Origin of the sequence: Achromobacter anxifer, from assembly GCF_903652925.1 — a bacterium.
Lineage (GTDB): Bacteria > Pseudomonadota > Gammaproteobacteria > Burkholderiales > Burkholderiaceae_B > Achromobacter > Achromobacter anxifer.
In genome coordinates this window covers 664026-674480 of record NZ_CAHLAR010000004.1, presented here as the reverse complement: position 1 = coordinate 674480, position 10455 = coordinate 664026, and the positions used below count along the sequence as shown (strand labels likewise).

Genomic DNA, 10455 nt, shown 5'->3' with positions numbered 1-10455 from the left:
AGGCCGGCGCGCGGCCCGGTCCGGCCGCGGCTCCCTGTGGCGCGCCTTCAGGCGCGGCGTTCGACGAAGAAGCGGCGTTCATTGAATTCGCCTTGTTTGCCGGTGTTGAAGGAAGCGACGGGGCGGTGATAGCCCATGACGCGGGTCCAGATCTCGCAGCGCACGCGCTGGCTGTCGTCCAGCTGCGGCGCAGGGGCGGCGGTGACTTCAGGGGCGGTCAAGGTTTGCATGGCGATTCCTCTAGGAGTGGATGCCGGGCATGGGCCCGGCGGATCGGTCCGGGGCTGTCCTGCGACAGGCCCTAGGCCGGGGTGCAGCATGCCGATTGCTTTGCCAGCAATTCGGCATCGCACTTCGGGCAGAACTCGTGGTGCCCCGCCAGATAACCGTGGTTGGGGCAGATGGAGAAGGTCGGCGTGACCGTTATGTAGGGCAGCCGGAAATTCGACAGCGCGCGCCGCACCAGCTGCTTGCACGCGCCGGCCGACGACACCGCCTCGTTCATGTACAGGTGCAGCACGGTGCCGCCGGTGTACTTGCCTTGCAGCGTTTCCTGCAGCTCCAGCGCGTGGAAGGGATCGTCGGTGTGGCCCACCGGCAGCTGGCTGGAGTTGGTGTAGTAGGGCTGCGCCTCGGTGCCTGCCTGCAGGATGGTCGGATAGCGCTTCCTGTCCTCGCGGGCGAAGCGGTAGGTCGTGCCTTCGGCGGGCGTGGCCTCCAGGTTGTACAGGTGGCCGGTCTGTTCCTGGAATTCGGTCATGCGGTCGCGCACGCGGTCCAGCAGGCGCACCGCCAGGGCGTGGCCGGCGGCCGTGGTGACGTCCTCGGCGTCGTCGGTGAAGTTGCGGATCATCTCGTTGATGCCGTTCACGCCCAGCGTGCTGAAGTGGTTGCGCAAGGTGCCAAGGTAGCGGCGGGTGTAGGGGTAAAGGCCCTGGTCGATATAGCGCTGCACCACCTTGCGCTTGGTCTCCAGCACGTCGCGGCCCAGTTCCAGCAGATGGTCCAGGCGCGCCATCAGTTGCGGCTCGTCGCCGCGGCAGGTGTGGCCCAGGCGGGCGCAGTTGACCGTGACCACGCCCACGGAGCCGGTCTGTTCGGCCGAACCGAACAGGCCGTTGCCGCGCTTGAGCAGTTCGCGCAGGTCCAGCTGCAGGCGGCAGCACATGGAACGCACCATGTGCGGCTCCAGGTCCGAATTCAGGAAGTTCTGGAAATAGGGCAGGCCGTAGCGCGCCGTCATTTCGAACAGGCGCTCGGTGTTGGGGTGGTCCCAGTCGAAGTCGGGCGTGATGTTGTAGGTCGGGATCGGGAAGGTGAACACGCGGCCCTTGGCATCGCCGGCCATCATGACTTCGATGTAGGCGCGGTTGATCATGTCCATCTCGGCCTGCAGCTCGCCGTAGGAGAACGGCATTTCCTCGCCGCCGATGTACGGGATCTGGTCCTTCAGGTCCGGCGGGCAGGTCCAGTCGAAGGTGAGGTTGGTGAAGGGCGTCTGCGTGCCCCAGCGGCTGGGCACGTTGAGGTTGTAGATGAGTTCCTGCATCGCCTGCTTCACGTCGCCGTAGGTCATGGCGTCGCGCCGGATGAAGGGCGCCATGTAGGTGTCGAAGGAGCTGAAGGCCTGCGCGCCGGCCCACTCGTTCTGCAGGGTGCCCAGGAAATTGACGATCTGGCCGATGGCCGCCGACATGTGGCGCGGCGGCGTGGCTTCGACCTTGCCGGGTATGCCGTTGAAGCCTTCGGTCAGCAGCTGGCGCAGGGACCAGCCGGCGCAATAGCCGCTCAGCATGTCCAGGTCATGGATGTGGATGTCGCCTTCGCGGTGGGCGCGGCCCGCCTCGGGCGCGAACACGTTGGACAGCCAGTAGTTGGCGGTGACCTTGCCCGCCACGTTCAGAATCAGGCCGCCCAGGCTGTAGCCCTGGTTGGCGTTGGCGTTGACGCGCCAGTCGCGCTGCTCCAGGTATTCCTCCATCGCGCTTTCCACGTCCACCAGCGTGTGGCGCAGCGAGCGCAGGCGGGCATGCTGTTCGCGGTGCACGATGTAGGCGCGCGCGGTGCGCCAGTAGCCGGCCTGGACCAGGGCTTCCTCGACGCGGTTCTGGATGGTCTCGACGCCGGGGCAGGGATTGCCCGCCAGCGCGGCGATGACGGTATCGGTCAGGGCCCGCGCGCCCGCCAGGTCCAGTTCTCCCGTGCTGTTGCCCGCGGCCGCCATGGCCTGGGCGATCTTGTCGCGGTCGAACGACACGACTCGGCCGTCGCGCTTGAGGATGTGCTGGATATGCATGGCTGGCACCATATGTAGTAGGGTGTGAAAACTCTACCACCACATATGGTGCGGATATCGGCCCGCCGGCTGTGGATGTCAGGCTTGCTTGATGCGCGTCAAACGCGGGCTTCAGAAGCCGATGCCGACTCCGGCAAGCGAAATCGCCAGCGCCAGCGCGGCGCTACGGGCCGCCGGCCGGGGCGCCCGCGACAGCATGCCGGCGCATAGCAGGGCGCCCGCGCATAGCCAGCCCAGCCACGCCAGCACGCCGATGGCGTTGCCCCACAGACCGACGCAGGGCAGCAGGGCCAGCATCAGCAGCAGCATGCCGGCGCCGCGCAGCACGCGCGAATGGCCGGAGCAGGGGCCGCGTCCCCAGACCTGTTCGTAATGGCTCGGCCGGGCCAGGCTCAGGCAGGCCATGCCCGAATAGGTCAGCAGCAGCGCCATGGCGACGGCGTACAGGTCGTTGGTATTCATGCGGCTGCCTCTGCGTCACACGGGATTGCGCGGGAAGGGCGCGCTGGCGGACGTGGTCCGCCCAGCCCTCCATCCAGGCCGATAGTACGCCGAATCCGCATGCGGGCCGTTCCAGGCACGGGAATTGCTGGGTTCGCGGATCCATCGGCAGGTCCGCCGCGGCGGCGGGCATGCGATGCCATCCCGACATAGGAGCGCGCAATGAAACGCACAGCCGGAAATGCCCCGCAGATAAAGGAATTGCTTTACCAGGCCCTGGAAACGGAGATCGGCGGCCTGCTTGTCTACGAGACCGCGGTGTCCTGCGCCGTGAACCAGGATTTGAAAAAGGAATGGGCGGACTACCTGGAGGAAACGCGCACGCACCGGCGCGTGCTGCTGACCGTGTTCGAGCAATTGGGACTGGATCCGGCGGCGCAGCCTCCCGGCCGGGAGGTGGTGCGCCACATCGGAGAGTCGCTGGTCAAGGCCATGAAGATGGCGATCAGCGCGGGCGATCCGGACGCTGCCCAACTGGTGGCGACCGAATGCGTGGTGCTGGCGGAGACGAAGGACCATGCGAACTGGCAACTGATCGGGCTCATCGCGCAACAGCACAGCGGCGACGAAGCCAAGGTGCTCAAGCAAGCGTACGACGCGGTGGCTAGCGATGAAGACCACCACCTGTATCACACGCAGGGCTGGTCGCGCGAGTTGTGGATCGAAGCGCTGGGCTTTCCTGCCGTATTGCCGCCACCGGAAGAGGTCAAGCAGGTGGAAACCGCAATCGGCGCGTCGCGGGCCGAGCAGGCGCGCGACAAGATGCTGAATCACTAGGAGATTTCAATGCCAGGCAAGAAAACTTCCGCCAAGGGCGGCGCCGGCGCTGCCGTGGACAGCGCCTACATGAATACGGACAGCGGTCCGGCCTCGGGCCCGGCGGGCAAGCCGCGCCACCCCGCGCTGAAACGCGCGGCGGCCGTGGAGGCCACGGCCGCCGCCATTCCCCACAACGCCGGCAAGGCGGGCGAGTATGGCGAGGAAGGGGCGCGCTGCCCCCATGCCGGCGCCCACGCCGCCGCGGCGGATGCCGGAGCGACGGCCAGTTCCCTGTCGGAACGTGAATCGTCGCCCAAGACGGGCGGCGCGGCGGCGGCGGGCGTGAACGCGGCCGACGGACGGCTGGAGCGCGTGCGCGCGGATTCGACCGGACAGATGCTGACCACCAACCAGGGCGTGCGCGTCAGCGACAACCAGCATTCGCTGAAGGCGGGCCTGCGCGGGCCGGCCCTGCTCAAGGATTTCATCCTGCGCGAGAAGATCACGCATTTCGACCATGAGCGTATTCCCGAGCGCATCGTGCATGCGCGCGGCTCGGCGGCGCATGGGTACTTCGAATGCTACAAGCCGCTGACGGAACTCACCGCCGCGTCGCTGTTCGCGGCGGCGGGCAAACGCACGCCGGTCTTCGTGCGGTTCTCGACCGTGGCGGGAGAGCGGGGCTCCAAGGACACGGCGCGGGATGTGCGGGGCTTTGCCGTGAAGTTCTACACGGACGAGGGCAACTGGGACCTGGTCGGCAACAACATGCCCGTGTTCTTCATCCAGGATGCGATGAAGTTTCCCGACCTGGTGCATGCCGTCAAGCCCGAACCCCATCACGGCATGCCGCAGGCCGCGTCCGCGCACGATACGTTCTGGGACTTCGTGTCGCTGATGCCCGAATCCACCCACATGCTGATGTGGTTGATGTCGGATCGCGCCATTCCGCGCAGCTACAGGATGATGCAGGGGTTCGGCGTGCATACCTTCCGCTTCGTCAACGCCGCCGGCGAATCGCGCCTGGTGAAGTTCCACTGGAATCCGCTGCTGGGCACGCATTCGCAGGTCTGGGACGAGGCCGTCAAGGTGTCGGGCGCCGATCCCGACTTTCATCGCCGCGACCTCTGGGAGGCCATTGACGCAGGCCATGGGCCGCAATGGGAGCTCGGCGTGCAGGTATTCACGCAAGAGCAGGCGGAAGCATTCAGTTTCGACGTGCTGGACGCTACCAAGATCGTGCCCGAGGAACTGGTGCCGGTGGTGCCGGTGGGCAGGATGGTGCTGGACCGCAATCCCGACAACTTTTTTGCCGAGACCGAGCAGGTCGCGTTCTGCGCCGCGCATATCGTGCCGGGCCTGGACTTCACCAACGATCCGCTGCTGGCCGGACGCATCCACTCCTACGTGGACACGCAGATATCGCGGCTGGGCGGCCCGAATTTCCATGAACTGCCCATCAACGCGCCGCTGGCTCCCGTCCACAACAATCAGCGCGACGGCATGCATCGGCAGGCCATACACCGGGGGCGCGTGGCCTACGAGCCCAACTCGCTGGCGGCAGGCTGCCCGTTCCAGGCCGGCATGGCCGGCTTCGTGTCTTTCCCGGAGCCCGTTACCGGCGACGAACTGCGTGGCCACCCGGAAAAGTTCGCCGAACACTACAACCAGGCGACGCTGTTCTACGACAGCCAGACAGAATGGGAGAAGCGTCACATCGCGTCCGCATTCGCTTTCGAACTGAGCAAGGTGACCGTGCCCGCCATCCGGCAACGCATGGTGGCCACCTTGCGCAACGTCTCCGATGGTCTGGCGGGGGCCGTGGCCGGCCAGCTGGGCCTGGATCTGCCGCCGCCATTGCCGCGCGCGACCGACAAGCCGCCCAAACCCGAGGTGGACCTGTCTCCCTCGCTATCGCTCAGCGCTCGTCCGGGCGAAGGCGGCGTGGCGACGCGCAAGGTCGCCATTCTGGTGGCCGAAGGGGTGGACGGCGGCGCGGTATCGGCGCTGGCTGGCGCGTTGCTCAAGGCCGGCGCGGTCGCGCGGCTGGTGGGGCAGCGTATCGGACCGGTTGCTGCCGATGGCGGCGCGATGCTGGATGCGGACGCGTCGCTGGACAACCAGCCCTCGGGACTGTTCGACGGGGCGATCGTGGCGGGCGGGGAGACCGCCGTGGCGCGGCTGCGGGAAGACGGGCGCGCGCTGGAGTTCCTGCGCGACGCCTATCGCCATGGCAAGACATTGATGGGCGTGGGCACAGGGGCCGAGCTGCTTGCGGCTGCGGGCATCGTGCCGGATGAGGCCGATGGCGGCCTGCTGGTGGTGAGCGCGGCGACGCCGGACAAGAGCGCCGCCGGCTTCATCGAGGCGCTGTCCCGGCATCGCCACCCCGAACGGGAGACGCTGCCGCCTTCAATCTAGCGTGATGCCGGCGCGCGCCGCCACGTCCGAGAACGTGCGCAGCTCCTGCGCGATCTGGGCCTTGAAGGCCGGGGCGGGCAGGTAGACCGGGTCCAGCGCCAGGTCGGCGACGGATTTGCGCACCTGCGGATCCTGCATGATTTCCTCGATCGCGCGGCTCAGCGTGTCGACGACCGGCGCCGGGGTGCGCGCGGGCGCGACCAGCGCGTACCAGCCGACAAAGGACACGTCCGGCATGCCGGCTTCGGCGAAGGTGGGGACGTCCGGCAGTTGCGGCATGCGGCGCTCGCCGGTGACGGCCAGCGCGCGGATCTTGCCGGCGCGCACGTGCGGCGCGGCGGACGACACGGTGTCCACGCCCAGGTCGACTTCGCCGCCTATCATGGCCGTGACCAGCTGCGCGCTGCCCTTGTAGGGCACCGGCATCATCTTCGCGCCGGCGGCCTCGGCAAACATCTCGCCGGCCAGATGCGGGGCGGAACCGGGGCCGAAGGTGCCGTACATCAGGCCGCCCTTGGCGCTGTGCTGCTTGGCCAGCGCCGCCGCTTCCTGGGCGGTGGCGGCCGGCAGGCCGTTCTTGGCCAGCAGCACCACGGGCGCCATGGCGACGATGGCGATGTGCTCGTAGCTCTTCTGCGGATCGTAGGGCAGGCCGGGTTTGAGCGCGGGCAGCACGGTATAGGTGGTGCTGCCGGACAGCATCAGCGTGTAGCCGTCGGGCTGGGCGCGCGCCGCCGCTTCCGCGCCGATCACGGTGGATGCGCCCGGCCGGTTCTCCACGATCACGGCCTGGCCGAACCTGGCGGACAGCTTGTTGGCCAGCAGCCGCGCCACGGAGTCGGTGGCGCCGCCCGGCGTGAACGGCACGACGATCTTGATCGGCTGTTCGGGATAGGCGGCATGGACGCCGCCGGCATGCGCGCAGGCGGCAAGGCTGAAGGCCGCCACGGCGGCGCGGAGTGTGAGGGTCATGACGGAGATCCCGATCAGTTGGAGTTGGAAGACGCGGCCGCCTGCCGCAGGGCCTCGCCCTGGTCGCCCAGGTCCCAGAACAGGCCGGCCATGATGGCCAGGCCTTCGCGGGCGACGCTACCCAGCAGATGTTCGTTGGGCGCGTGCTGGGCGCAGGCGGGATAGGAATGCGGCACCCACAAGGTGGGCAGGCCCAGCAGGTCGGCGAAGATGTCGTTGGGCAACGAGCCGCCCAGGTTGGGCAGCAGCGCCGGCCGCTTGCCGGTGCTGCGTTCCAGCGAGGCCGCGGCCCAGCGCACCCAGGGGTTGTCGGGCGACAGGCGGGTGGCGCCGGCCTGCATGCCGATGCGCACCTGCACGTCCTCGAAGCCGCCGGCGCGCAGGTGTTCCCGCACGTGAGTCTCCAGCGCGCGCCAGTCCGTGCCCACCACGAAGCGCAGCTGGCACCAGGCCACGGCTTCGGGCGGAATGGCGTTGACCGGCTTGGCCGGATCGCCCGCGCCGAAGGTGAGGACGTCCAGGCTGTTCCAGCCGAACACTTTCTCCGGCGCGCTCAGGCCGGGCTCGCCCCACCAGGCGTTGATGTCGGGATCGTCCTCGCCGCCGCCGACCTCCAGCTCAGCCAGGGCCTGGGCCACCGCCTGGGGAATGGGGGGCGGACGCAGGCCGGGCACGGTGATGCGGCCGCGCGCGTCCACCAGCGTGGCGATGGCATGCGCCAGCACGATGGCGGGATTGGCCAGCAGGCCGCCCCAATTGCCCGAGTGGTAGCCGCGTTCGCGCGCTCGCAGCTTCAGTTCGAAATTCACCGCGCCGCGCGAGCCCATGAAGAGCGTGGGGCGCTGCGCATTGAGGCGCGGCCCGTCGCTGGCAATGAATACGTCCGCGGCCAGCGCCTCGCGCTGCGCCTCGCAGAAGGCGGCCAGCCCGGGCGAGCCCGCTTCCTCGCCGGTCTCGATCAGCCAGACCGTGTTGAAGCCCAGCGCGCCGCCGCGCGCGGCGATGACCTGGCGCAGGGCTTCCAGGTTGATGCTGTGCTGGCCCTTGTTGTCGGCGGTGCCGCGGCCATACCAGCGGTCGCCCTCGACTTGCAGCTTCCAGGGATCGCGGCCGGCTTCCCAGCGCGCGGCGTTGCCGCGCACCACATCGCCGTGGCCGTACATCAGCACGGTCGGCAGCCCGGCTTGCTCGATGCGGCGCGCCACCAGGATGGGCAGGTCGGCGCCGCAGGGATTGGGGTGCACCTCACAGGCAAAGCCCAGTTCCGTCAGTTGCGGCGCCAGTTCCTGGTTCAGGTAGGCGTGCTGGGCCGGGGCCTGTTCCGGCACCTCGCTTTCCGTCGCGTAGGCGACGCGGCGGGCCAGGGCGGCCTGCAGGTCGCCATTGTCATAGGCTTGAATGGCTTGGAGCAGGGCTTGTTCGCGTGTCACTTCGGTGCCTGGGAGGGTGAGGGAGGCACAAAGTTATTACGCTTCGCCACATGCCACAATTAGATAATTAGCATTCTTCCTTTGCCATAAAGGCATGGATTGGGGACGCCATGATTTCATTGGGCCTGAGATACTTCCTGGAGGTTGCGCGCTGCGGCTCGATTGCGGGCGCCGCGGCCGCGCAGCATGTCGCGGCGTCCGCTGTCAGCCGCCAGATCGCCAAGCTGGAGGACGGCCTGGGCATTGCGCTGTTCGAGCGCCAGGCGCGCGGCATGGAACTGAGCGAAGCCGGCCGCCAGCTGGCCGCCTACGCCAACGCCGCGGCGCTGGAGGCCGAGCGCGTCACCACCGAGATCCGCCAGCGCAGCCACCTGGGCGACGTGACCATACGCCTGGCCTGCACCGAGGGTTTCGCCCATCGCTTCCTGCCCATGTGCATGGCGGAGTTCAAGCGCGTGCGGCCCGAAGCCCGTTTCCATCTGCACGTCGAGCGGCCGGAGGAGGTCAGCCGCCAGATCCTGGAGGGCCTGTCGCAGCTGGCGTTGCGCTACAGCACGGCGCAGGACGAGCGGCTCAAGACCGAATTGCTGGTGCGCGCGCCGGTCTACGCGGTCATGTGCCGGCATCATCCGCTGGCCGGACGGCGCAGCCTGGGCGTGCGCGACCTGACGAAAGTGCCGCTGTCGCTGGGCGACCAGGGCACCACGGTGCGGCAGCTGTTCGACGCGGCCTGCGCCAATGCCGGGCTGCACATCGAACCCGCCTACGTGTCCAACCATTCCGCCGCTTTCCTGCCCATGCTGCCGGGCAGCGACATCGTGGCCTTGTCGGGCTATCTGACCCTGCTGGGGCAGCGCGACGGCGAGGGCCTCGTGGCGGTGCCGTTCAGCAATCCGGAGATGCGGCAGCGGAGCATCCAGGTGCTGACCCTGCAGGGCCGGACGTTGCCGGCCCTGGCCAGGGAGTTCCTGGAATTCATGGCGCAGCGCTTGACGGCCGCGCCCAAGGCGCCGGAGGCTGAACGCTAGCGGCGGCAAGCCCCCGCCGCGCCTAGTCCAGCGAGATCCTGGCCTGCTTGACCACGGCCGCGAAGCGCTCCGAGTCGGCGTCGCGGGCCTGCGCCAGCGCGGCGCCATCCGCCGGCCAGGCGTCAAAGCCATAGGTCTCGAAGCGCTTGCGCACGGCGGGCGTGACCACGGCCTCGGCGATGGCGGCGTTCAGGCGCTTGACGATGGCATCGGGCGTGCCCTTGGGCGCGAAGGCGGCGACCCAGGTCTTGAGCTCGAAGTCCTTGGGTCCGCCGGCCTCGCTGACAGTGGGCACGTCGGCGTAGGAACCCAGGCGCGAAGGCGCTGCCAGCGCCAGCAGCTTGACGCGCTTGGCCTGGTAAAGGTTCTGCACCGTGGCGGCGGTGCCGAAGGCCCAGTCCACTTCGCCGTTGGCCACCGCCGTGTAGAGCTGCGCCAGGTCCTTGAAGGGCACGTGCGTCATGCTGGTCTGCGTGGCGGTCTGGAACATGGACGTGCCCACGTGCGCCACGCTGCCCATGCCCCAGGTGCCGTAGGTCAGCTTGTCGGGCTGGGCGCGGGCCGCGGCGATCAGGTCGGAGACGCTGTTCCACGGAGACGAGGCCGACACCACCATGAAGAAATGCGTGGTGTAGATCGGCGCCACCGGCACGAAATCCTTGACCGGATCGAAGGGCAGGCTGCGGTACAGGTGCGGCTGCAACGTCATGTGGGTGTTGTCGACGATGGCCAGCGAGTAGCCGTCGGGCGTGGCGCGCTTGATTTCGCCGATGGCCAGCCAGCCGTTGGCGCCGGGCTTGTTCTCCACGATGAAGGGTTGCTTCCATGCCGCGGTGATCTGTTCACCCAGCATGCGGGCGACGGCGTCGGGGCCGCTGCCCACCGAGTACGGCAGCACCACGCGCACCGGCCGTTCGGGAAACTTGTCGGATTGGGCTTGCGCCGAGGCGCAGGCCAGGGCGCTTGCCAGCGCCAGGCACCAGAGGGTTTTTCTCATGTCTCCTCCACTTTCCATGGATGGTTGCGGTCCTTGCGGTTCCGCTTATCG

9 protein-coding genes are annotated in these 10455 nt (G+C 68.3%); 3 read left to right on the top strand and 6 right to left on the bottom strand.

The window, feature by feature from the left end:
• Nucleotides 1-47 precede the first annotated feature (47 nt).
• From nrdD to HWY37_RS16175, 3 genes are all read right to left on the bottom strand, one after another.
• Nucleotides 48-230, bottom strand: a complete 183-nt coding sequence (nrdD, locus tag HWY37_RS16185) for an anaerobic ribonucleoside-triphosphate reductase (RefSeq protein WP_175208068.1) — start codon at nucleotides 228-230, stop codon at nucleotides 48-50.
• Nucleotides 231-301: 71 nt separating this feature from the next.
• The gene (locus tag HWY37_RS16180) at nucleotides 302-2296 is read right to left on the bottom strand and encodes a ribonucleoside triphosphate reductase (RefSeq protein ID WP_176089073.1); all 1995 of its coding nucleotides are present in this window, start codon (nucleotides 2294-2296) and stop codon (nucleotides 302-304) included.
• Nucleotides 2297-2407: 111 nt separating this feature from the next.
• Nucleotides 2408-2758 carry a DUF3325 domain-containing protein gene (locus HWY37_RS16175; protein WP_176089072.1) on the bottom strand — a complete coding sequence of 117 codons (351 nt, stop codon included), beginning with the start codon at nucleotides 2756-2758 and terminating at the stop codon, nucleotides 2408-2410.
• A gap of 201 nt (nucleotides 2759-2959) precedes the next feature.
• Here HWY37_RS16175 and HWY37_RS16170 point away from each other — a divergent pair, with 201 nt between their 5' ends.
• Together HWY37_RS16170 and HWY37_RS16165 are read left to right on the top strand one after the other, a co-directional pair.
• Nucleotides 2960-3574, top strand: a complete 615-nt coding sequence (locus HWY37_RS16170) for a ferritin-like domain-containing protein (protein ID WP_176089071.1) — start codon at nucleotides 2960-2962, stop codon at nucleotides 3572-3574.
• 9 nt (nucleotides 3575-3583) lie between these two features.
• Nucleotides 3584-5977: a catalase gene (locus tag HWY37_RS16165; protein ID WP_176089070.1), complete on the top strand. Its 2394-nt coding sequence runs from the start codon at nucleotides 3584-3586 to the stop codon at nucleotides 5975-5977.
• Here HWY37_RS16165 and HWY37_RS16160 read toward each other — a convergent pair.
• The gene (locus HWY37_RS16160; protein ID WP_176089069.1) at nucleotides 5969-6949 is read right to left on the bottom strand and encodes a Bug family tripartite tricarboxylate transporter substrate binding protein; all 981 of its coding nucleotides are present in this window, start codon (nucleotides 6947-6949) and stop codon (nucleotides 5969-5971) included. The two genes, HWY37_RS16165 and HWY37_RS16160, sit on opposite strands and share 9 nt — an antisense overlap.
• A gap of 14 nt (nucleotides 6950-6963) precedes the next feature.
• Nucleotides 6964-8379: a M20 family metallopeptidase gene (locus HWY37_RS16155; protein WP_176089068.1), complete on the bottom strand. Its 1416-nt coding sequence runs from the start codon at nucleotides 8377-8379 to the stop codon at nucleotides 6964-6966.
• A 110-nt stretch (nucleotides 8380-8489) separates the two neighbouring features.
• Here HWY37_RS16155 and HWY37_RS16150 point away from each other — a divergent pair, with 110 nt between their 5' ends.
• A complete protein-coding gene (locus tag HWY37_RS16150; RefSeq protein WP_175208073.1) occupies nucleotides 8490-9407 on the top strand; it encodes a LysR family transcriptional regulator in 918 nt (305 codons plus the stop codon).
• Between the two features lie 22 nt (nucleotides 9408-9429).
• Here the strand turns inward: HWY37_RS16150 and HWY37_RS16145 are convergent, their stop codons facing one another.
• The gene (locus HWY37_RS16145; protein WP_176089067.1) at nucleotides 9430-10404 is read right to left on the bottom strand and encodes a Bug family tripartite tricarboxylate transporter substrate binding protein; all 975 of its coding nucleotides are present in this window, start codon (nucleotides 10402-10404) and stop codon (nucleotides 9430-9432) included.
• Nucleotides 10405-10455 lie beyond the last annotated feature (51 nt).

Bases quoted from the DNA above. Each gene is read 5' to 3' on its own strand.
- nrdD (WP_175208068.1), bottom strand. From the start codon at position 230: ATGCAAACCTTGACCGCCCCTGAAGTCACCGCCGCCCCTGCGCCGCAG.
- HWY37_RS16180 (WP_176089073.1), bottom strand. From the start codon at position 2,296: ATGCATATCCAGCACATCCTCAAGCGCGACGGCCGAGTCGTGTCGTTC.
- HWY37_RS16175 (WP_176089072.1), bottom strand. From the start codon at position 2,758: ATGAATACCAACGACCTGTACGCCGTCGCCATGGCGCTGCTGCTGACC.
- HWY37_RS16170 (WP_176089071.1), top strand. From the start codon at position 2,960: ATGAAACGCACAGCCGGAAATGCCCCGCAGATAAAGGAATTGCTTTAC.
- HWY37_RS16165 (WP_176089070.1), top strand. From the start codon at position 3,584: ATGCCAGGCAAGAAAACTTCCGCCAAGGGCGGCGCCGGCGCTGCCGTG.
- HWY37_RS16160 (WP_176089069.1), bottom strand. From the start codon at position 6,949: ATGACCCTCACACTCCGCGCCGCCGTGGCGGCCTTCAGCCTTGCCGCC.
- HWY37_RS16150 (WP_175208073.1), top strand. From the start codon at position 8,490: ATGATTTCATTGGGCCTGAGATACTTCCTGGAGGTTGCGCGCTGCGGC.
- HWY37_RS16145 (WP_176089067.1), bottom strand. From the start codon at position 10,404: ATGAGAAAAACCCTCTGGTGCCTGGCGCTGGCAAGCGCCCTGGCCTGC.